At 66.0% G+C, this 22183-nt stretch carries 18 protein-coding genes; 10 read left to right on the top strand and 8 right to left on the bottom strand.

Annotated features, from left to right (window positions below; all coding sequences use genetic code 11):
- The first annotated feature begins 167 nt into the window (after positions 1-167).
- Positions 168-1019, top strand: coding sequence for a lytic transglycosylase domain-containing protein (locus tag HOY44_RS02315; RefSeq protein ID WP_008335323.1), 852 nt, complete (start codon positions 168-170; stop codon positions 1017-1019).
- Between the two features lie 4 nt (positions 1020-1023).
- On the top strand, positions 1024-2490 hold the full coding sequence (locus tag HOY44_RS02310) for a UbiA family prenyltransferase (RefSeq protein WP_287432789.1): 1467 nt from the start codon (positions 1024-1026) through the stop codon (positions 2488-2490).
- 18 nt (positions 2491-2508) lie between these two features.
- Here the strand turns inward: HOY44_RS02310 and HOY44_RS02305 are convergent, their stop codons facing one another.
- From HOY44_RS02305 to HOY44_RS02290, 4 genes are all read right to left on the bottom strand, one after another.
- Positions 2509-3246: an SDR family oxidoreductase gene (locus HOY44_RS02305; RefSeq protein WP_287432788.1), complete on the bottom strand. Its 738-nt coding sequence runs from the start codon at positions 3244-3246 to the stop codon at positions 2509-2511.
- Complete coding sequence (locus tag HOY44_RS02300; protein ID WP_287432787.1) at positions 3243-4553, bottom strand: FAD-binding protein; 1311 nt, start codon at positions 4551-4553, stop codon at positions 3243-3245. The genes HOY44_RS02305 and HOY44_RS02300 overlap by 4 nt, the downstream gene beginning before the upstream one ends.
- Positions 4534-5559 carry a lysylphosphatidylglycerol synthase transmembrane domain-containing protein gene (locus HOY44_RS02295; RefSeq protein ID WP_287432786.1) on the bottom strand — a complete coding sequence of 342 codons (1026 nt, stop codon included), beginning with the start codon at positions 5557-5559 and terminating at the stop codon, positions 4534-4536. The genes HOY44_RS02300 and HOY44_RS02295 overlap by 20 nt, the downstream gene beginning before the upstream one ends.
- A 197-nt stretch (positions 5560-5756) precedes the next feature.
- A complete protein-coding gene (locus tag HOY44_RS02290) occupies positions 5757-6590 on the bottom strand; it encodes a bifunctional allantoicase/(S)-ureidoglycine aminohydrolase (protein ID WP_287432785.1) in 834 nt (277 codons plus the stop codon).
- A gap of 97 nt (positions 6591-6687) precedes the next feature.
- On the opposite strand from HOY44_RS02290, the gene glpD reads away from it, so the two are divergent.
- Together glpD and glpK are read left to right on the top strand one after the other, a co-directional pair.
- Complete coding sequence (gene glpD / locus HOY44_RS02285; RefSeq protein WP_287432784.1) at positions 6688-8163, top strand: glycerol-3-phosphate dehydrogenase; 1476 nt, start codon at positions 6688-6690, stop codon at positions 8161-8163.
- Between the two features lie 85 nt (positions 8164-8248).
- On the top strand, positions 8249-9718 hold the full coding sequence (glpK, locus tag HOY44_RS02280) for a glycerol kinase GlpK (protein ID WP_287432783.1): 1470 nt from the start codon (positions 8249-8251) through the stop codon (positions 9716-9718).
- On the opposite strand, the gene HOY44_RS02275 is transcribed toward glpK, so the two are convergent.
- Genes HOY44_RS02275 through HOY44_RS02265 form a run of 3 tightly spaced genes read right to left on the bottom strand, consistent with a single transcriptional unit; the run spans position 9715 to position 14461 of the window.
- Positions 9715-12531 (bottom strand): non-ribosomal peptide synthetase, encoded by a 2817-nt coding sequence (locus HOY44_RS02275; RefSeq protein ID WP_287432782.1) that lies wholly within the window; start codon positions 12529-12531, stop codon positions 9715-9717. The genes glpK and HOY44_RS02275 overlap by 4 nt on opposite strands.
- 54 nt (positions 12532-12585) lie before the next feature.
- Complete coding sequence (locus HOY44_RS02270) at positions 12586-13806, bottom strand: M20 family metallo-hydrolase (RefSeq protein WP_287432781.1); 1221 nt, start codon at positions 13804-13806, stop codon at positions 12586-12588.
- Complete coding sequence (locus tag HOY44_RS02265; protein WP_287432779.1) at positions 13799-14461, bottom strand: DUF1028 domain-containing protein; 663 nt, start codon at positions 14459-14461, stop codon at positions 13799-13801. Before HOY44_RS02265 ends, HOY44_RS02270 begins: the two co-directional genes overlap by 8 nt.
- 119 nt (positions 14462-14580) lie before the next feature.
- On the opposite strand from HOY44_RS02265, the gene HOY44_RS02260 reads away from it, so the two are divergent.
- The 6 genes from HOY44_RS02260 to HOY44_RS02235 all read left to right on the top strand — a co-directional run bounded on the left by HOY44_RS02260 (position 14581) and on the right by HOY44_RS02235 (position 21892).
- Positions 14581-16167, top strand: a complete 1587-nt coding sequence (locus HOY44_RS02260; RefSeq protein WP_287432777.1) for an ABC transporter substrate-binding protein — start codon at positions 14581-14583, stop codon at positions 16165-16167.
- Positions 16168-16270: 103 nt separating this feature from the next.
- Complete coding sequence (locus tag HOY44_RS02255; RefSeq protein WP_008335306.1) at positions 16271-17218, top strand: ABC transporter permease; 948 nt, start codon at positions 16271-16273, stop codon at positions 17216-17218.
- The gene (locus tag HOY44_RS02250) at positions 17215-19080 is read left to right on the top strand and encodes a dipeptide/oligopeptide/nickel ABC transporter permease/ATP-binding protein (protein ID WP_287432775.1); all 1866 of its coding nucleotides are present in this window, start codon (positions 17215-17217) and stop codon (positions 19078-19080) included. The genes HOY44_RS02255 and HOY44_RS02250 overlap by 4 nt, the downstream gene beginning before the upstream one ends.
- Entirely contained in the window at positions 19077-20030 is a 954-nt protein-coding gene (locus HOY44_RS02245; protein ID WP_287432774.1) for an ABC transporter ATP-binding protein, read from the top strand. Before HOY44_RS02250 ends, HOY44_RS02245 begins: the two co-directional genes overlap by 4 nt.
- On the top strand, positions 20005-20769 hold the full coding sequence (locus tag HOY44_RS02240) for a FadR/GntR family transcriptional regulator (protein ID WP_287432773.1): 765 nt from the start codon (positions 20005-20007) through the stop codon (positions 20767-20769). The genes HOY44_RS02245 and HOY44_RS02240 overlap by 26 nt, the downstream gene beginning before the upstream one ends.
- 55 nt (positions 20770-20824) lie before the next feature.
- A complete protein-coding gene (locus tag HOY44_RS02235) occupies positions 20825-21892 on the top strand; it encodes an AbrB family transcriptional regulator (protein ID WP_008335291.1) in 1068 nt (355 codons plus the stop codon).
- On the opposite strand, the gene HOY44_RS02230 is transcribed toward HOY44_RS02235, so the two are convergent.
- Complete coding sequence (locus tag HOY44_RS02230) at positions 21893-22177, bottom strand: hypothetical protein (RefSeq protein WP_008335290.1); 285 nt, start codon at positions 22175-22177, stop codon at positions 21893-21895.
- Positions 22178-22183: the final 6 nt, after the last annotated feature.

Genomic DNA, 22183 nt, shown 5'->3' with positions numbered 1-22183 from the left:
TTCAGATTAACACTTTGAAATGTAGCGATAAAAAATCCGAATTATTTTCCGATCACCGGGTTTTCGGGGCCGTTTCGTTGCGAAAGGTAAGAAAAACTGGCCCTTCGAGTCCGAATTTGCGAAGATACCTCAAAAGAAAAGAACGAGGCAGTGCAGGTTTTCGCGACATGCGGACCGTAACGATCAAGACGATCGGTGTTCTGGGGCTTCTGTTGACCCCATTCTCGGCGTTCGGGCAGGATGCCGATTTCACCTTCAAACGCGTGCCCGTGCCACAGGCGGGGACCACCCGGCGCATCACGGTGCAGATCGATCCCGCCGAACAGGCCCGCGCGCGGGCGGCCTTGGAACAGCGGGCCGCGGAACGCGCGGCCGAGGAAGCGGCGAAGGCCGAGGCCGACGTGCAGACCGCCGAAGCGGACGACACGCCCAAGAGCGGTTACGAATGGTTCTGGGCCAGCGTGTCCCCCGCTCTGGACGAGGCGGGGCCCGCCAACGTCATGAAGGCGCTCGAGACCCTGACGGCGCGGGCCGATCTTCAGGCCCCGCGTCTTCAGACGCTTCAGGACATCGCCAAAGCCTATGGCCCCGACATTCTGCTGGCCACCATCGGCACCGACATTTCGCCCGCTCTGGTGGTCGCCCTGATCTCGGTCGAAAGTTCCGGCAGCACGACGGCGGAAAGCGAGAAGGGGGCGATGGGCCTCATGCAGCTCATCCCGGCGACCGCCGAGCGGTTCGGCGTGACCGATGCCACCGATCCTTCGCAGAACATTAAGGGCGGCGTGAAGTACCTGGGCTGGCTGATGAAACATTTCGGGCGCGACCCGATCCTGACGCTGGCCGGGTACAACGCAGGCGAGAACGCGGTGACGAAGCACGGCGGCGTGCCGCCCTATGCGGAAACGCGGGCCTACGTGCCAAAGGTGCTGGCGGCCTGGCAGGTGGCGCGCGGCCTGTGCCTGACCCCGCCCGAATTGATGACCGACGGCTGCGTCTTCGCCGTGAACGGAGTTTGACCGAATGGATGATACCGGGACCTTCATGAAAACCGAGACCAAACCGCTCGTGCTCGACGTCGACGGCACGTTTCTGAAGACCGATCTTCTGTTCGAAACCTTCTGGGCCGGTCTGGGGCAGGCCCCGATCGCGACGATCCGCGCGGTATTCGCGCATCTGACCGACCCGGCGCGGCTCAAGGCCCGCCTCGTGGACCTGACCGAGATCCGCACCGACCTCATGCCGGTGAACGAAGGCGTCGCCGACGCGGTTGCCGCGGCCAAGGCCGAGGGGCGGGAGGTCGTGCTGGCCTCGGCTTCGAACGAGGCGCTGGTGAAACGCCTCGCCACCGACCATGGCCTGTCGCCGCGCGTCTTCGCGTCGAGCGTGACCCAGAACCTCAAGGGCCGCCGCAAGGCCGCCGCGCTGGTCGAGGCTTACGGAGAGGCCGGGTTCGACTACGCGGGCAACGACACGGTGGACCGTGAGGTCTGGTCGCACGCGAACGCGGCCTTGGTGGTGGGCGACACCGCATCGGCGAAACTGCTCGAAGGGCAGGGCAAGCCCGTCACGCGGATCGCAGGCGGCTGGTCGCCGCGCGGCGTGCTCAAGGCGCTGCGCCCGCATCAGTGGGTCAAGAACGTCCTGCTGTTCGTGCCAGTCCTCGCCGCCCATGATTTCACGCTGTCCACGCTGATCGCGGTCCTGTTCGGGATGCTGGCGTTTTCCTTTGCCGCAAGCTCGATCTACGTGGTGAACGATCTTCTCGACCTCGAGGCCGACCGACTGCACGTCAAGAAAAAGCACCGGCCCTTCGCCTCTGGCGCGGTCCCGATTTCGGTCGGTATGGCCGCAGGTGCCGGGGTGGGGGCGGCGGCGCTGGTCATCGCCGCGATCCTGTCGCCCGCCTTTCTCGCCGTCATCGTCGGCTACATGATCCTGTCTCTGGCCTATTCGCTGAAACTCAAACGCCTGCGCTGGATCGACATCGCGGTGCTCGCCGGGCTTTATACGATCCGGGTGGTCGCTGGCGCCTATGCCTCGGGGGTCGAGGTGTCGGGTTATCTGCTCGCCTTCATCTTCCCGGCCTTCCTGACGCTCGGCTGCGTCAAACGCCTGACCGAAGTGACACTCGCCCATGGGGACGAGCGGCTGCCGGGGCGCGGTTACGGCAAGCCGGATCGGCCCGATCTTTTGAACGTCGCCATCCTCGGCATGGTCGGCGCGCTGGTCAGTTTCTTCCTTTACAGCTTCACCGATCAGGCCGTGGCGCTCTATCCGACGCAATGGCTGGTCTGGGCGGCCCTGATCCCGATTGCATGGTGGCTGATCCGCATGGTGCGGCTGGGCTATTACGGCAAGCAGGACCACGACCCCATCGTGTTCGCGATGAAGGACAAGCGCGGTCTCGGCATCCTGATGATCGCCATCGCCCTGCTGTTTCAGGCCGCTGGCCTGTGGGAACAATGGGTGAGCGCGGCCCTCAACTGACCGCGTGACGCGCTGCGGTCAGATCGACAGCTTCTTGAAGATCGGCTCGGGCACCGACTTGATGATCGTCATGATGATGCGCCAGAAGAACGGGGTGTAGATCGTGTTCTTTTTCTTCTCGACCGCCTTGAGGATGTCGGCAGCGACGTCCGCCGGATCGGCGACAAGGAACATGCCCTCGATCCCCCATGTCATCGCGGTATCCACGAACCCCGGTTTCACGGTGACCACATGGCCGCCCGCGCGGTTCAGACGATTGCGCAGCCCGGCGAGGTAGGTGTGGAACCCCGCCTTGGCCGAGCCGTAGACGTAGTTCGACAACCGCCCCCGGTCGCCTGCGACCGACCCGACGCCCACGACGGTCCCGCCCGCGCGCGCCTCGATCACCGGGGCGAGCATCTGTAGGAACCGGGCGGGGCCGGTGAAGCTGTCCTGCACCGTGCCGTCGATCAGGCCGGGGTCTTTGTCGACCTCCGACTGCTCCGGCATCGACCCCACGAAAACGGCGGCGTTGACCAGCCCTTCCTCGCCCTCGGCAGCCGCAATGATCGGCGCAAAGGTCGCGGCGTCCCGCGCGTCGAACTTGACCGCCTGCGCCTTGACCGCGCCGCGTGCCTCAAGATCGGCGGCGGACCCCTTGAGGTCCTCCATGTCGCGGCCGGCGAGGTATACCGTCGCCCCGCGCTCGGCCACCGCCCGCCCGAAGGCGCGCGCCATCGACGAGGTCGCGCCGAGGATGATCCATGTCTCGTTCATGTCGCGCTCCTCAGTTCGAGCCGTCGCACCATATCGTTGACAAGCGCCCCGTCCGGGTCTGCCTTGGCCGCCTGTTGCGCCCACTCGGACCATTCGGGATACATGCCCCTTATCATCTCGCCTGAGGCAAGGCTGTCCTTTGCAAGATACAGCCGCCCCCCGGCCTCCGCCGTCATCGCCTCCAACTCGGCGATCAGCTTTTTGGCCTTGGCCCGGTTCGGGAAGTCGATGGCGAGCGTGTAGCCTTCCATAGGGAACGACAGCATTCCGGCGCGCCCCGGCCCCATGCGTTTCAGCACGACGAGGGGGGAGGCGAGGCCGGATCGGCTGATCTTCATCATCATGTCGCGCAGCACGTCGGTCTTGTCGGTGGGCACGACGCACTGAAATTGGTGGAACCCCGCCTTGCCGTAAAGCTTGGTGACGCCGTGGACCTTGTCCAGGGGAAAGAAGAAATCCTCCATCGGCTTGTCCGATGTCTTGCCCGCCTCGGGAATGCGCCGCAGATACCCTTCGTTGAAGGCCCGCGCGAACAACCCGTTCGAGAAGAGGCCGATATTGAACGGCACCGATTTGGGCTTGGCGCGCGAGGGCAGGCGCATGTCGCTCAACTCCGCCTCTTCCAATATGCCGCGCCCCATCCTTGCGCCGCGGGCCTGCGCGTCGATCCAGCTTACGGCATAAGAGGCGGTCGAGGCCTCGAGCGCGTCGATCTGTTCGTCCCAGTCGTTCAGCCGCCGTTCGGTCACCCGCATCGCGGTGCCGGGGCAGGGCTTCATCTGGATCTTGGCCGACAGGATCACGCCGGTCTGACCGATCCCGCCCATCGTGGCGCGGAACTGCGCCTTGTTATGGCCGGGGGACACCGTCAACCGCTTGCCGTTGGCAAACAGCGCGACCGAGATCACATGCTCGCCGAAACTGCCTGCGACATGGTGGTTCTTGCCATGCACATCGTTGGCGATGGCGCCGCCCAGCGTGCAGAACCCGGTGCCGGGCACGACCGCGGGCGTCCAGCCGCGCGGAGCGAACAGCCGCATGAGCTCGCCCAGCCGGATACCGGCTTCGGCCTCGACCACGCCGGTGTCCGGGTCGAACCCCAGCACCTTGTCCATGCGCGTCATGTCGATCGCGCGCCCCCCGTCGTTCAGCGGGGAATCCCCGTAAGAGCGACGATTGCCGAAGGCCGGCGCGGGCGCCTCCTCCATGATCCGGGCGAGGGTCGAGGCGCGTTCGGGCCGCGCGATCTCGCCATGAGCCGTGTGGACCCGGCCCCAGCCGGAATAATCAGCGGTTTTCCAGAGCATTCTGCGCCTTCTTCGAATGTTTTTCGGCCACGGGGAACAGGATCAGCCCGATCCCGATGGCGAACCAGAGTGTCGTCACGCGAATGATCGCGGTGGCGGGCAGGCTGGTCTCCGGCCCCACGCCTTCGAGGGTGAGGAGCGCGACCATCGCCGCCTCGGCCCCGCCGACACCGCCGGGCGCGCCGGTCAGGCCGCCCGCGAGCGAGGCGAAGACGAAGATCGCGATGGCCTTGGACACGCCGATGTCGGCGCCCATCCAGACGAGGAGGAGGTGGAAGGCATAGCCTTCCGCGAACCAGCCGACGAGCCCGATCAGCAAGGCCAGCGCGGTGAGGCCGGGGGCGGAGAACACCTGCAACGACCGTGCCGCACGCCGCACCTTGGCGAAAAGGCGGGGCAGACGGCCGAGCCAGCGATGCCCGAGCGTGGCGATCTTTTCCAGCAGCACGGGCCGTGTCACGACCAGCGCCCCGATCAGGGCCAGCACGGTCACGGGAATGCCGCCCGCGATCCCGGTCGTGGAAAAGGCCAGCGCGATCCCGAGGATCAGGCCCATCGCGGCGAGGTCCGAGGCGCGGTCGACCAGCACCAGCGGTGCGGTCCGCTCGAAACTCCAGCCCGTCTCGCGCCCGATCCAACGCATACGGACCAGTTCACCGACCCGGCCGGGTGTGACGCTCATCGCGAAGCCGCCGAGGAAATGGATGAAATTCGCGACGGTCCCAAGACCGAGGCCGAGTTTGGCCGCGAACAGGTGCCAGCGCAGTCCGCGCAGCAGGTAGTTGGCCAAGGACAGGCCCAGAAGAACCGCGAATTGCCACAGGCTCAACTTGGCCAGTTGCGCCTTGGTTTCTTCCCAGCCGGTCGCGGCCGCCGCACCGATCAGGCCCGCGACCACCAGCGCGAACAGCGCCAGAAGCAGCGCGGTATCGCGCCACCGTTTCTGCGGTCGCTCGGTTCGGCGTATCGGTCCCATGCTTGCGGAATTCGTGCTCGTCATCGTCATTGGACGCTGGTTAGCGACAGATTAGGGCGACAATATGATGGTGTTTCCGATTTGGCGACAATTCCCGACGAAAATCCCGGATCCCCTTCTTCGGTCTGAAAATACCTCGGGAGAGCGCGAGAGGGCAGCGCCCTCTCGCCCACGCCGCTCCGGCTTTGAGCGGCGCAAAACCTGCGCGGGCCTTTGCCCGCACCGCCTTACAGACCCAAAGGCATGTGGCGGTTCACGTCCTTGTAAAGCAGGTAGCGGAACGGTTCCGGCCCGCCCGCGTAACAGGCCTGCGGGCAAAAGGCGCGCAGCCAGATGTAATCGCCCGCCTCGACCTCGACCCAGTCCTGATTCAGCCGGTAGACGCCCTTGCCCTGCAAGATGAACAGCCCGTGCTCCATCACGTGCGTTTCCATGAAGGGGATCACCGCGCCGGGTTCGAAGGTCACGATGGTCACGTGCATGTCGTGGCGCACGTCCAGCGGGTCGACGAAACGGGTGGTCGACCACTTGCCTTCGGTGCCCGGCATCGGGTGGGGGGCGTGGTCGCGTTCGTTGGTGACGAAAACCTCCGGCACGTCGATGCCTTCGATCTTGTCATAGCGTTTGCGGATCCAGTGGAAGAACGCGGGCATGTCGCCCTGGTTCTCGATCGACCAGTCGGTGCCGGGGGGCAGATAGGCATAGCCGCCCGGACCCATGCGGTGAATGTCCTCGCCGATCTTAAGCCAAAGCTCGCCCTTGGTGACGAACAGCACCGCTTCGGCCTCGGGGTTCACTTCCGGCTGGCCGGAGCCGCCGCCCGCGCCGACCTCCATCACGTAATGCGAAAAGCTCTCGGAAAACCCGGTCATGGGCCGCGAAATCACCCAGACCTTCGTGTTGCCCCAGTAGGGCAGCGCGATCAGCACGATATCGGTCATCGTGCCCCGCGGAATCACGGCATAGGCGTCGGTGAAGACGGCCTTCCCGGTGCTCGCGGTCATCAGGTCAGATTGCGGGGGGAGACCCCCCGGCGGCGTTGCGTAGGTGCGCGTGGTCATTGGTTTCCTCGGTGACCCGACGTCTATACGCGGGGATTTGATCGTAGCCAAGGGGGCCGCGCTTTGCAGGTGCAGCATGATGGGCTAGGGTCGGGACATGAGTGAGACAGTCGATCTATTCGTCATCGGTGGCGGCGTGAACGGCGTGGGCATCGCCCGCGATGCCTCCGGGCGCGGCCTGCGCGTGACGCTCGCCGAAATGAACGATCTGGCGAGCGCGACCTCGTCGGCCTCGTCCAAGCTGATCCACGGTGGCCTGCGCTACCTCGAATTCTACGAATTCCGTCTGGTGCGCGAAAGCTTGCAGGAGCGCGAGAAACTGCTGGCCGCGATGCCGCATATCGCCTGGCCCATGCGCTTCGTGCTGCCGCATCATTCCGGGCTCAGGCCCGACTGGATGCTGCGCTCGGGCCTGTTTCTGTATGATCGGCTAGGGGGCCGCGGTCTGCCGGGCACCAAGCGGGTCGACCTGCGGGGCCATCCGGCGGGCGCGCTGCTCAAGCCATCGTTCCGCACCGGGTTCGAATATTCCGATGCATGGGTGGACGATGCCCGCCTCGTCGCACTCAATGCGCGCGACACGGTGATGCGCGGCGGTCGCATCCTCACACGGGCCAAGGTCGTCGCGACCGCGCGCCATGCCTCGCATTGGGAAGTGAACGTCGAACGCGACGGGCGGATCGAAACCCATCGCGCGCGCAAGCTGGTGAACGCCGCCGGGCCGTGGGCCGGGGATCTGAGCGAAAAGACCGGCGACGCGCACAGGCTGCGGCTCGTGCGCGGGTCGCATATCGTCGTGCCGCGCCTGCCGGGCCATAACCAGCCGTATATCCTTCAGGGCGGGGATGGGCGCATCGTCTTCGTCATTCCCTACGAGGACGATTTCACGCTGATCGGCACGACCGAGGCCGAACATGACGGCAGCCCGGGCGAGGCCGAATGCTCGCCGGCCGAAGCGCAATACCTCGTCGATTTCGTGAACGACTACCTCGCCACGCCTGTGTCGACCGATCAGGTGGTCTGGACCTATTCCGGGGTGCGCCCGCTGATCGACAGCGAAGGGTCGGCGCGGTCGGCCAGCCGCGACTACCAATTGGCCTATGACGACAGCGCGGCACCGCTTCTGACGGTGTTGGGCGGCAAGCTCACGACCTATCGCAAACTCGCGGAATCCGCGCTCGAAACGCTGGGCTATACGGGCCGCTGGACGGCGCGGGCACCGCTGCCCGGCGGAGCGTACGACCGCAAATCAGGCCCGCGCATGGTGGGCACCTGGATGCAGCGCCACCCGTTCCTGACCGAGGCCTGGGCGCGACGTTTGCTCAGGTCCTATGGCACAGAAGCCGAGACGATCCTTGGGTCGGCGACCGAGGCTGCCGATCTGGGGCGCGATTTCGGCGCCACGCTGACCGAGGCCGAGGTGCGCCATCTCATGCGCCACGAATTCGCGGTGACGGCGCAGGATGTGTTGTGGCGACGCACGAAGCTGGGGCTCAGGGCCGATGCGGAACAGGTCGCCGCGCTCGAAGCTTTCATGTCCGACGCACGGGCGGAACGGGCGGCGGCGGAATAGCGCATTCGGACGCTGAATTCGCCCGGAACGCCTGCAAGGAAGTCCGGGCTGCGCGGCGGTTTCGTCGCAGGACGAGGGAGGACGCATGACACATATTCTCGCGCTCGATCAGGGCACCACAAGCTCGCGCGCCATCGCCTTCGACGGCGAGATGCGGCCCGTGGCCAGCGCCCAGCGGGAGTTCGATCAGCATTTCCCGCGCTCCGGCTGGGTGGAACACGAACCCGAGGATATCTGGGACACCACGCTCGCCACCGCGCGCGAGGTCGCGCAGGACGTGGGCGGGATCGCGGCCATCGGGATCACCAACCAGCGCGAGACGGTGGTGGTCTGGGACCGCGAAACCGGCAAGGCGATTCACCGGGCGATCGTGTGGCAGGACCGCCGCACGTCGGACCTGTGCCATGACCTGCGCGGTGGCGATTTCGAGGAGTTGGTACGCACACGTACCGGATTGCTCGTCGACCCCTATTTTTCATCCACCAAGGTCAAATGGCTGCTGGATGAGGTCGAGGGTGCGCGCGCAGCGGCCGAGGCAGGAAGACTGGCGTTCGGCACGGTGGATACCTTTCTCATCTGGCGTCTGACCGAGGGGCGGGTGCACGCAACCGACGCGACGAACGCCGCGCGCACGATGCTCTACGACATCCACAAGGGGGCGTGGGACGCGGACATCTGCGAGGCGCTGGGCATCCCGATGTCGATGCTCCCCGACGTGCGCGACAGCGACGGCGACTTCGGTGAGACCACGCTGTTGGGCGGCACGATCCCGATCCGGGGGGTGGCGGGCGATCAGCAGGCGGCCACCATCGGACAGGCCTGCTTCACGCCGGGCATGATAAAATCGACCTACGGCACGGGATGTTTCGCGCTGCTGAACACCGGGGAAACGGCCGTCGCATCGGAAAACCGCCTGCTGACCACCATCGCCTATCAGATGGGAGGGCAGGTGACCTATGCGCTCGAAGGGTCGATCTTCGTCGCGGGCGCGGTCGTGCAATGGCTGCGCGACGGGCTGGGCATTCTCGGGCAGGCCTCCGACGCCGGGCCGCTCGCGCGCAAGGCCGATCCGGGGCAGGACGTCATCCTCGTGCCCGCCTTCACCGGGCTCGGCGCACCCTATTGGGATGCCGAATGTCGCGGTGCGGTCTATGGCCTCACCCGCAATTCCGGCCCCGCCGAGTTCGCCAAGGCGGCGCTGGAAAGCGTTGGCTTTCAAACCCGCGACCTGCTCGACGCGATGGAGGCCGACATGGGCAAACCCATCGAGGGCGTTCTGCGGGTCGATGGCGGCATGTCGGCCTCGCGGTTCGCGATGCAGTTTTTGGCCGACATCACCGGCGCGCCTGTCGACCGGCCCCCGGTGCTGGAAACGACCGCGATGGGTGCCGCGTGGCTCGCGGGTCAGGCGATCGGGATTTACCCGGACGCCGAGACTTTCGCGTCAGGCTGGTCCGCCGAGATGCGGTTCGACCCGAAAATGGACCCCGATCTGCGTGCCGATCGCTACGCGGCGTGGAAAGACGCGGTGCGCCGGACGTTGACGCGCGGCTAGTCGCCCTTGCCGGGCGATGCGCCCCGCAACGTGACCTTGCGCGAAACGCCGCCGCGCCCGAGGTCGCAGAACCGCCCGTATCCGTCGTCGACCATCGTCAGCGTGACCTTCAGTGGCGCTTTCAGTTTCTCGTCCGGCCAACGCAGCCGGACCTGACCCGAAAAGCTCTCGCCCGGCCCGACGGGGCGGTCGAAGGTGATCCGGTCCCGGTTCCAGCTATGGGCGTAAATCTCGCCCGCTGCGGTGTAGGACGGTGTCAGGGACAGACCGCTCTCGGACGTCGGCGGCCAGACCTTGCGACTGCGATTGGTGACGGTCACGTCGACCACGCTGTCCTCGGTCAAAGACAGCGTGTCAGGCAGTTTGGCCCGCACGCGGGCGCGGTAGCGTTTGCGCCGCTCCCGCAGGCTGATCGGTTCGGGTGGGGCGGGCACGGGCAGATCCTTTGCCCCGGTGACATAGGGGATCGTCGCGCCCTCGACCTCTTTCATCCGGTCGCCGCGCAGCACCCAGTCGTGATCGCCGGTGAGATAGACAAAATCGGCCCCCGCCGGATGCCAGTCGCCAAAGCTGCGGGCCGGGTCGAAATAGCGCGGCGGATGCGAGAATTGCAGGCGGTCCGTCCAAATGTGGAACACCGGGAACTCCGTGGGCCGTTTGAAGAGCTTGTCCATCGCAAGGAAGAATTTGACCTTGATCCCCCTGCGCTTCAGGTCCGGCATCATCAGTTCGACCATGTTGGCCCCGCCGCAGAACCCCCCGACGATGATCTCTTCGCCGGGTTCGATCAGCGCCTCGATCTCGTCGCAGTAGATTTTCGCCATCGGTTTGAGATAGCGCCGATACCGCTCCCCCCGGAACTGCCAAGAGGTGCGCATCGCGTAGATCGGGTTGTGCTTGGTGATGGTGCGCCCGAAGGTGTTGATCGTCATCTCGTCATGGGTGCCGATGAACACCTTGGGCGCTGGCTGCACCGTGTTGCGGGCGATGATGAGGCCCATGGGGCCGACCCGTTCGCCACGCCACCCCGAGGTCGCCTCGCGCACATGGCGCAAAAGCTTGCCTTCGCCCTTGCGCGGCGGCACCGGCTGCTCGGCCAGCACCTTGACCAGCGGGCCGAAGCGCGGGGCTTCGAACAGGATGTTGGGCGGGATCGGTCGCCCGAGGCGCTTTTCCAGAGTGGCAAGGAAATCCATGGCCGACAGGCTGTCGCCGCCATCGTCGAAGAAATCGGCCTCGTCATGCGGCGGGCGCACCGAAAGCGTTTCGGCCCAGACCGCCTCGACCGTCGCGGCGAGGCCGGTGCGTGGGGCGCGATCCTCGGCCGTCTCGCGCGCCATGCCCGCGACCGCGCGACGGTCGACTTTGCCCGAGGGCAGACGCGGCATGTCCGCCAGTCGCGCGATCCGGCGCGGCATCTCGAATTCGGCCAGCACGCGCGCGAGCGATGTCAGGATGTCGTCCTCCGACAACGCGTCGTCGGCCACGACCGCCAGACCGACCTGTTCCCCGAGGCTCGGATGGGGCAGGGCGAAGGCGACGGCGTCGCTTACGCCCTCGATGGCCTTGGCGGCCCGCTCCACCGGAACCGGGCTTATCTTTTCGCCGCCCCGGTTGATGATCTCCTTCACCCGCCCGGTGAGGAACAGGTAACCCTCCGCGTCGATCCGGCCCAGATCGCCGGTTCGCAGCCAGTCGCCGTGGCGCGGCGTTTCCGTGTCGCCCTCATATTCCGCCATGACCGTTGCGCCGCGCACGCAGACCTCGCCCTCGCGTCCCGTCGGCAGGATCGCGCCGTGGGCGTCGATAATCGCGATATCGGGGCCCGCGACGGGGCCGACCGACAGCGGTTTGCGCGTGCCCGGTGGCAGCGGGTTGGCGGTGATCTGGCCGGCGGTTTCGGTCATGCCATACATCTGGATCACCGGCAGGCCGAGCCGGTCTTCGGCCTTTTGCCGCAGGTCTTCGGGCAGGTCGGCGGACACCATGCGGATGAACCGGAGCGTCTCGCCAAGCCCCTGCGCGTCGTCGTCGGACAGGTCGTCCATCAGGTGAGCGAGCGCGGTCGGCACCAGTTGCAGCCACGTGCCGCCCGCTTGCGTCGCGTCGGTGACCGCCGGGGCCGACAGGTCGCGGGCCAGCACCACCTCGCCCCCCGCCATGAGCGGGGCGGCGAGCAGATCGACGACCGCACCGATATGGAACATGGGCAGGGCATGGATGGCCCGGTCCGAGGGGCCGAGGCCCAGATGCGCGATGATATTGCGGGCCGAGGCGACCATTTGGTCTGCCGTCAGCGGCACCCGTTTCGGCAGGCCCGTGCTGCCCGACGTTTGCAGGACGAGGCCGGGTTTGCGTGCCGACCGCGCCGGTCCTGCCGCCTCGCCGGTCAGGGCCGGGGCGCGACCATCCCAGTCATGGAACGCAACGCCCTCGGGCAGCAGTTCGGCGAGCACGCGCCCCGCTTCACCGCCCGCAATCACCGCATCCGCCCCCGCCGCCGCGATCTGTTCGGCAAGCTGGGCGGGCTGCGCACCGGGGTTCAGCGGCATCAGGTTCACGGCATCGACAAGGGACAGCAGCAAGACGGCGGTGCCCGCTTCGTTCGGCAGAAGGGTCGCGACGCGGTGGGACGGGCCGATACCTTTCGCAGCCAGCGCACGCCGCCAGGCCGAGACCGCGTCCATGACGTCCTGCCGGGTCCAGACCGCACCATCGGCGGCATGAAGTGCAGGCCGCGTGGGATCGTCTTCGAACGCCGCGAATACCGCACCGCTCAAGGTCAGGTCCTGTGGCTGTCTTTCGCCGTCCATACCGCACTCCCGCTCCCATCCGACATAGCCCAGACCGGTGCGGATGGGAAAGGGTCAGGTCGGCCTGTGGTTGGCAAGGAAATGCGCCATCGCCTCGACGGCGAGACCCATGTCGGCGGGGCTGGCGAATTCGTCGGGCACATGGCTGACGCCGCCCCGGCAGCGCAGAAACAGCATCGCGATGGGGCAGAGGTCGGCCATGGCCGAGGCGTCGTGTGTGGCGCCCGAGGCCAGTTCGACCCCGGCACCGCCCGCCGCCATCACCGCATCCGACAGGCCCGAGCGCATGTCCGGGTCGCAGGGTTGCGCGGTCTGGCGGTAGGTCTTGCGCATGTCGAGGGTCAGGCCCCAGCGCGCCGCGATCTCATGCGCCTTGCGGGTCAGGAGCTGTCCGGCCGCTTCGCGCTGGGCATCGTCGGGCGACCGGATTTCCAGCGTGAGCCGCGCCTCGTTCGGCACCGCGTTGACCACGTTGGGCGCGATGTCCAACTGGCCGACCGTTACCCGCAGATCCGCCTCTTCCCGGCCAAGGTGATGGGCGAGCGAGATCAGGTCCGCCGCCCCGACGAGCGCATCGGCGCGCGATTTCATCGGAAGGGTGCCCGCATGTCCGGTTTCACCGTAGAAGGCCACCGCGTGCCGCTCGATCCCGCAGATCGCGGTGACCAAACCCAACGCCTCGCCGCTTTGTTCCAGCACGGGGCCTTGTTCGATATGGGCCTCCAGATAGCCGACCGCCTGATCGGGGTCGCGCGCCAGCGCGCCGATGCCGTCGGGGTCGAGGTCGAAACACTCCATCGCGGTCCAGAGCGTCGTGCCCGTCCGATCTTCAAGCGTCAGGACATCGGGGTCGAAACGGCCCGCCAGCGCGCGTGGGCCGATGAGAGCGGTGGGAAACCGCACGCCCTCTTCATCCGCGAAGGCGAGGACTTCGACGGCGAAGGGCAGGGTGCGCCCGGTCTCGGCAAGATTCTGAACGGCAAGGCAGGCCAGCGCGACGCCCATGATTCCGTCATAGGCGCCGCCGTGGCGCACGCTATCCTGATGCGAGCCCATATAAAACGTGCCGGGCCCGTCGCCTTCTCGCCGACCGATCAGCGTTCCGGCGGCGTCGAGGGTGGGGGTCAAGCCGGCGGCCTCCATCCACCCCCTGATCTCGGCCAGCGCGGCGCGGTGCTCGGGGGTGAAGGGCAGGCGCGTGACCCCCGGTCCGGGTTCCGAACAGGCGGCGATCCGGCCCAGACGTTCGGCGGCGAGTGCGCCCCAATCAGTCAAGGGTCCGCTCCGGGTCGTTCAACGTGGGCACCTGCCGCGCCCAGAACGCGTAGTCGCCCGAGGTGGCCCGCGCATGCAGCTCCCTGAGCGCGGGGAGGGGGTCTTCCGAGTGATCGATCCTGAGCGTCAGCGGTGCGCGGTCCGGACCCACGATCAGAAGAGCCGCGGAGAAGAGCCCGCGCGCATCGCTGCCCGCGTCCTGCGCGGCGAACAGCGCGGCGATCAGGCGCTCGGCAAGGGCGCCGGATGTGCCGAGGTAGGCATCGACCATCGCGGGCACCACGGCGTGCGAGGCCAGCAGGTTGCCCGCCGCCACCCCGCCGTCGAACACCTGATCGTCGACCTTGGGGGAGTTGGAGGCACCCGAGAACACCGCGCCCGGCCCGCTGACGCCAAGGGCGGAAAGCTGACGGAACTCGCGCCCGCGATCTTCGGTCGTAATCCGGCTGACCACGTCCCGCGCGCTTTCGCCCGCCTTCATCCCGTCCAGCACGGCCTCGCCCCAAAGCGTCGAGGGCGACGCGCCCTGACTTGCCGACAGTCCGACCCCCGCACGCCCGCGCAACACCCAGCCCCCGACGCAGAGCGATCCGGTTGCGGCCGCGCCGCCGATAAGGCCGGAGTCGGGATCGCGGGCGAGAATGGAAAAGGTCATGTGATCTCCCTGTCACCGCACAATTATCATGAAAAATTGACCGATGCAATTTATCATGATAATTTGAGTCGCAATAACGAAAGAAAATTCCGTCCAACAGCCAACATGGGAGCCTTCTTATGACCCTTCTGACCTGGACCCGCCGGGGCCTTTTCGCCGCGGCCGCCAGCGCGGCGCTTGCCACCGGGATGGGCCTCGCGCCCGCGCCGCTCGCCGCCCAGACGCCGCCCGGCGTCCTGATCGTCGGCCAGATCGCCGAGCCAAAGGCGCTCGACCCCGCCGCCGTCACCGCACAGAACGATTTCCGTATCGTCGTGAACATCTACGAGGGGCTGGTGCAGTACAAGTCCGGCACGCTCGAGGTCGAGCCGAGCCTCGCCGAAAGCTGGGAGGTGTCGGAGGACGGCACCGAATACACCTTCATGCTGCAGGAAGGCGTCAGTTTCCATGACGGCACGCCGTTCAATGCCGAGGCGGTGAAGTTCAACTTCGACCGGATGCTGGACGAAGAGCACCCCTATCACGACACCGGGCCGTTCCCGCTCGCCTTCTTCTTCTCGGCGGTCGAGAACGTGGAGGTGGTCGACGATCTGACGGTGAAATTCACCCTGAACGAACCCTATGCGCCGTTCCTGTCGAACCTCGCTTATCCGACCGGCTTGCTGGTGTCGCCCACGGCGGTCGCGGAAAGCGGCGCCGATTACGGGCGCAACCCGGTCGGCACCGGGCCGTTCCAGTTCGTCGAATGGAAATCGAACGAGCGTGTGGTGGTCGAAAAGTATCCCGATTACTGGGGTGAGCCCGCAGGCACCGATGCCGTTGTCTTCCGCCCGATCACCGATGCCAACACCCGCGTGGCCGAGATGCTGTCGGGCGGGATCGACGTGATGGTCGAAGTGCCGCCCACCGCCTTGTCGGAATTCCAGAACGACGACTACAACATCGTCGAACAGGCCGGGCCGCACGTCTGGTTCCTGATCCTGAATGCCAAGGAAGGCCCCTTCGCCACCAAGGAAGTGCGGCAGGCCGCCAACTACGCGATCAACAAGGAAGCTCTGGTGAACGACGTGCTCGAAGGCACCGCCGACGTCGCCGCCGGTCCGACCCCGCCCGCCTTCGCATGGGCCTATAACGACGAGCTGGACCCCTATCCCTACGACCCCGAGAAAGCCAAAGCGCTTCTGGAAGAGAGCGGGGTGGAGGATCTGTCGCTCACCTTCTACGTGACCGAAGGTGGTTCGGGTATGCTCGACCCGATCCCGATGGGCACCGCCATTCAGGCCGACCTCAACGCCGTTGGCTTCGACGTGAAGATCGAGACCTACGAGTGGAACACTTTCCTGGGCGAAGTGAACCCGGGGCTGGAAGGCAAGGCTGACATGGCCGAGATGGCGTGGATGACGAACGACCCCGACACGCTCCCGTTCCTCGCGCTGCGCACCGAGGCGTTCCCGGATCAGGGCGGGTTCAATTCCGGGTACTATTCGAACCCCGAAGTCGACGATCTGCTCGCACAGGCGCGCGTCGCCACGGATCAGGAGGAGCGCGCGGCGCTCTACAAGGAAATGCAGGCCATCGTGCAGGACGATGCCCCGTGGGTTTTCGTCGCGAACTGGAAGCAGAACGCGGTCACCTCGAACCGCGTCGAGAACCTGATCCTCGAGCCGTCCTTTCTCTTGCAGCTCGAAGATGTGGTGAAGAACTGATCTTCACCTGAACAGGGCGGGACCGATCCTCCCCGGTCCCGCCCGACCCTTTCGCCAAACCTCAGACACATGGCCCGCGCTGGGCGCATGAGCGGAGGCCGCCATGGGCAGCTATATCCTCAAGCGACTGATTTCGGCGATCCCGGTGCTGCTTGGCATCACGATCATCGTGTTTCTCATCATGGCCATGATCCCCGGCGACCCGGCCACCGCCATTCTGGGCAGCTACGCGACGCCCGAAAACGTGGCTAAGATCAACCGTGACCTCGGGTTGGATAAGCCCCTGATATCGCGGTATTTCATCTGGCTCGGCAACATGCTGACGGGCGACTTCGGACGCTCGTTCAGCCTGAACCGCCCGGTGATCGACGAAATTCTCGAACGTTTCAACGCGACCCTCATTCTGGCCGGGACGGCCTGGGTGCTCTGTTCGCTTCTGGGCATCCTCGCCGGCGTCGTTTCGGCCTCGCGCCAATACGGCTTCGCGGACAAGGCGATCACCTTCGTCGTGCTGATCGGCATTTCCGTGCCCAGTTTCTTCCTCGGCATGATGATGATCCTCACCTTTGCGGTGAACCTGCGCTGGCTGCCCGCCTCCGGCATGTTCGCGATCTACGGCGGGGGCGATCTGCCCGACCTTCTGCGTCACCTCGTCATGCCCGCCATCGCGCTGGCCGTCGTCGCCACCGGGGTCGTCGCGCGGCTCAGCCGGTCGGCCATGCTCGAAGTGCTCAGGCAGGACTACATCCGAACGGCGCGCGCCAAGGGGGTCGGCGAGCGACGGGTGCTTTACGGTCACGCGCTGCGCGCCGCGATGGTCAGTATCATCCCCGTGCTCGGCATTCAGGCGGGCTTCGTTCTGTCCGGTTCGGTCTTCATCGAGATCGTGTTCCAGTGGCCCGGCGTGGGCCGGATGCTGGTGGACGCGATCCTGACCCGTGACATCCTTCTGGTGCAGGGTGGCGTCGTCTTCGTCGCGGCCTGCTACGTCTTTTTCAACATCTGCGTGGACGTGGCCCAGTCCATCCTCGACCCGAGGATCAAGACATGACGTTTCTGAAGCTTCTCTTTCGCAACCGTCTGGCCGCGCTGGGCGCGGTGGTTCTGGGGATCATCCTGCTCCTGGTCATCGTGACGCCGATCCTGCCGCTTCAGGATCCGGACGTGACCAACACCGCCGACCGCTTCATGACCCCGTTCTCGGACGGGCACCTTCTGGGCACCGACCATCTGGGGCGCGATCTGCTGTCGCGTCTGCTTTACGGCACGCGCGTGTCCTTGGCCGTGGGCATCTTCGCTGCCCTGATTGCGGGCACCATCGGTTCGGCCATCGGGATCGTCGCGGGCTATTTCGGCGGGCGCACCGACAACATCATCATGCGCGGCGTCGATATGTTGATGGCGTTTCCCTATATCCTCCTCGCGCTCGCGATCGTCGCCGCCCTCGGCCCCGGTCTGTTCAACGCGCTGATTGCCGTGGCCGCCGTGAACATCCCGTTCTTCGCGCGCAACATCCGCGGTGTGACCGTTTCGCTCGCCGGGCGGGAGTTCATTGACGCCGCGCGCCTTGCCGGTATGGGGCACACGCGCATCATCCTGACCGAGCTTCTGCCGAACGTGCTGTCGACCATCGTGATCGCCATGTCCACGACCGTGGGCTGGATGATCCTCGAGACCGCCGGGCTGTCGTTCCTCGGTCTCGGCAGCCAGCCGCCGCAGGCCGATCTCGGCTCGATGCTGGGCGAGGCGCGCTCGCAGCTCATCACCGATCCGCATACCTCGATCATCCCCGGCATCATGATTTTCCTGATCGTCATGTCGATCAACCTGTTGGGCGACGGGGTGCGCGATGCGCTCGACCCCCGCCTTCGGTCCGGGGCGCTGACGCGGCCGCGCGCGCAGACGCTCGTGAACCGGGGCGGCGACGTGCCCGCCGACGACCGGAAGGGCATCCTGAACCTGCAACGCCTGTCCACCCAGTTCCACATCGGGCCGCGCGTCTACAAGGCGGTGAACGAGGTGTCGCTCCACGTGAACCCCGGCGAATGTCTGGGCGTGATCGGCGAATCCGGCTCCGGCAAGTCGGTCACCGCCCTTTCGGTCATGGGGCTGGTCCCGTCGCCGCCGGGTGTCGTGACGGGCGGGGCGGTGCGCTATGAAGGCGAGGATCTGCTCGACATGCCGTTCGAGAAGCTGCGCCAGAAGCGCGGGGACAATGTCGCCTATATCTTTCAAGACCCGCTTTCCACGCTGCACCCGCTCTACCGCGTGGGGGACCAATTGAAAGAGGCGATCAGCGTGCACCACAAGGTGTCGGACAAGGAGCTGGACCGCCGCGCGGTCGAGTTGCTGAAATCCGTGCGCATTCCGAACCCGGAAAGCCGGATCAGGAACTACCCGCATGAAATGTCGGGCGGAATGCGACAGCGGGTCGGCATCGCCATGGCGCTCGCTAACGATCCCGAGGTCATCATCGCGGATGAACCGACAACCGCACTCGACGTGACCGTGCAGGCGCAGATCCTGTCGCTGCTGGACGATCTCAGGCGGGAACGCGGCCTTGCCATCGTGTTCATCACGCACGACTTCGGCGTGGTCGCGCAGCTTTGCGACCGGGTGGCGGTGATGTATGGCGGCCGGATCGTCGAAGAGGGGACGACCACAGACATCCTCGACAAACCCGCCCATCCCTATACCGCGCGGCTCATGGCCTGCGTGCCGGAACTGGGCGGCGGCAAACGCGAACTGGCCGCGATCCCGGGCCTGCCGCCCATCGTGTCGGACCTGCCGCCGGGCTGCGCCTTCGCACCGCGCTGCGACAAGGCGACCGAGGCCTGCACGCAAGGCAAGATCGCGCTTGAAGGTGGCACCCACAAGGTGCGCTGCATCCATCCCGAGGAGGAGGTCGCATGACCGCTGCACTCAAAGTCGACAACCTCGCCAAGACGTTTTCCATCTCCGGTGGCCTGTTCGGCGGGCAGCACCCCGGCGTGCGCGCGATCCGGCCGATGTCGTTCGAGGTGCAGACCGGCGAAACCCTTGGCATCGTGGGGGAATCCGGCTGCGGCAAGTCCACGCTCGCGCGGATGCTGGTGGGGCTGCTGGAGCCGAGCGAGGGGACCATCGAGATCGAAGGCAAGGCATTGGACAATGCCGACCCGGCGGCCTTCGGGCGGCTCATTCAGTACATGTTTCAGGATCCGGTGTCCTCGCTCAACCCGCGCAAGACGATCAAGCAGATCATGGAAGCGCCGCTGAAACGCCTGCACGGCATGAACCGGGCCGAGCGCGATGCACGGATCGACGAGATTTTCGACAGCGTCAATCTGCGCCCCGAATTCCTCGAACGCTATCCGCACGAATTTTCCGGCGGTCAGGCGCAGCGCATCGGCATCGCGCGGGCACTGGCGGCAAGCCCCCGGATCATCATTCTGGACGAACCCGTCTCGGCGCTCGACGTGTCGGTGCAGGCGCAGGTCTTGAACCTCATGCGCCGCCTCAAGAGCGAGTTCAACCTGACCTACCTGTTCATTTCGCACGATCTGGCGGTGGTGGAGGCCGTGTCGGACCGCATCGTCGTGCTTTACTTCGGCGCGGTGGTCGAGATCGGGCGGGCGGAAGAGGTGTTCTCGAACCCGCGCCACCCCTATACCAAGCTGCTCGCCGACAGCGCGCCGGTCGTGGGCCGCCCGCTCACCGCGCCCGAACAGAAGGACAGCGAACTGCCCGATCCGCTGAATCCGCCGCCGGGCTGCGCTTTCGCTACCCGCTGCCCGCGCGCGACCGAGGTTTGCCGCGAACGTGACCCCGCGCTAGAACAAGTCGGAGATGACCAGTTTGCCGCCTGCTTCCACCCCCTCTAAGGACGCCGCGCGCCTGAGCCGCCCGGCGCAGGTGGCCGAGGCGATCAAGACCTTCATCGTGAAGGAAGGGTTGCAGCCCGGTGATCGGCTGCCGTCCGAGCCGGAACTGATCGAGCGGTTCGGCATGGCCAAGGGCACGATCCGCGAAGCTCTGCGCCTGCTGGATGCGCAGGGCCTTGTGAAATCGCGCACCGGGCCGGGCGGAGGCACCTTCGTTCACGAACCCTCGCCCGAACGGGCCGAGGCACTGCTTGCGAATTATTTCTACTTCAAGGATCTGACGATTTCGGACATCTACCAGATCCGCCGCGTGCTCGAACCCGAGCTTGTGGCCGATCTGGCGGGCAATCTGAACCCCTGTGTTCTTGGCGAACTGCGCACCATCCTCGCCTCGTATTCCGAACCCGCGACGACGGATGACGAAGAACGGGACCAGCACATCGCGACGCTGCGGTTCCACAAGCTTCTGGCCGATCAAAGCACCAACCCGCTCCTGTCGTTCCTCATCGGCTTCATGCTGTCGATCCTGACCGACATCACGGTCTATCGAAAGCTCTACACCCCCATCAACCACGACCTGTGGTCGCGCGGCGTCGATTATCAGACCCGCCTGCTCGACGCGCTGGATCAGGGCGACGGCAAGGCCGCGCGCGCGATCATGAAGGCGCATATGCAGACCGCAGGCCCGCTCATGGAAGGGCAGGAGGCCTATTCGCTGAAACGGTTCCTGACCGACTGATCCGCCCGGCCAAACTTGCATTGCGCCTGCCGGATATGGGCCTATACCTCACGCCATGCGTATCCCTTCGCTCCGGCATAACCTGTTCACTTCGGGCCTTCTTGCGTTGGGCGGAGCGGCGGGTTTCCTGTTTCAGTGGATCGGAACGCCGCTGCCCTTCATGCTGGGCAGTCTCATCATGGCCGCCGCCGGAGCGATGGCCTTCGGTGACAGGTTTCCCCAAGGCTACAGCTATCCGCTCCCGTTCCGGCAATTGTTTGTCGGTGTGATCGGGGTGATGATCGGTGCACAGGTGTCGCCCGACCTTTTGACGCTCGCGCCGAAGCTTCTTGTGAGCATTCCGGCGATCCTGCTTTTCGTCGTCCTCGCACACAGCGCGAACTACCTGATCTTCCGAAAGGTCGGGAAGCTGGACCGGGCGACGGCCTATTACTCCGGCTCACCGGGTGGTCTGCTGGAATCCATCGCCTTCGGCGAGGATGCGGGGGCCGACATCCGCGTCCTGACCATCCTGCAATTCCTTCGGATCATCGTGGTCGTCGCGGTCCTGCCCTTCGCGATCTCGATCTACGAAGGGGAGCCGGTCGGCTCCGCCGCGGGCCTCACCACATCCGCCGATCCCGCGATCTGGCTCGACGTGGTGCTCGTCATGCTGTTCTCCGTGGCGGGCGTCTGGCTGGGCGGCAAGGTCAAGCTTCCGGCCTCGCAACTTGCCGGGCCGCTGTTCCTCGTCGGTGTGGCGACGGCGACCGGCATCGTCGATCTCAACATTCCGGGCTGGCTGGTCGCCTCGGCGCAGGTCGTCGTCGGCATCAGCCTTGGCCTGCGCTTCGTCGGCATCACCCGCCGGATGATGATCTCGGGTCTGGGCCTGTCGCTTCTGTCCGGGGCGTCGATGCTGGGGATCGGCGCGATCCTTTCCCTGATCGTCGCGCGGCTCACCGATTTCAGCCTCGAGACGCTCATCATCAGTTTCGCCCCCGGCGGCGTCACCGAGATGAGCCTGATCGCGCTGTCGCTGGCGGCCAATCCGACCTTCGTGACGCTTCACCACCTCGTGCGGATCGTGGCGACGGTGGTGGAACTGGCCGTCGTGCGAAAGATGAACTGGTTCGCGCCCTGACTACTTGTTGGCGTCGATCCAGCGGCTCATCAGCCCCGCATCGCGAAAACACTCGTCCGGGATCGCGCGGCGTTTGATCCGCGCCAGCTTCTCGGCAAAGGCGACCTGACGCGACGTGGCGACGCCCTGCGTGGCGCTGCGCTGGCGGTTGCGGTCGATCCAGCTCGACAAAGCCTGCCGCGTTTCAAGGCTGGCACGCGGGATCGGCATGTCCAGCTTGCGCGCGATGGCACGGGCATAGCCCAACTGTTTGTCGGTCGGGGGCAGGGGATTGGTCTCATACATGGCACG

This window comes from Maritimibacter sp., from assembly GCF_016774595.1.
Taxonomy (GTDB): domain Bacteria; phylum Pseudomonadota; class Alphaproteobacteria; order Rhodobacterales; family Rhodobacteraceae; genus Maritimibacter; species Maritimibacter alkaliphilus.
Note: the sequence above shows the minus strand (reverse complement) of the source record. Positions and strands in the feature narration are given on the sequence as shown.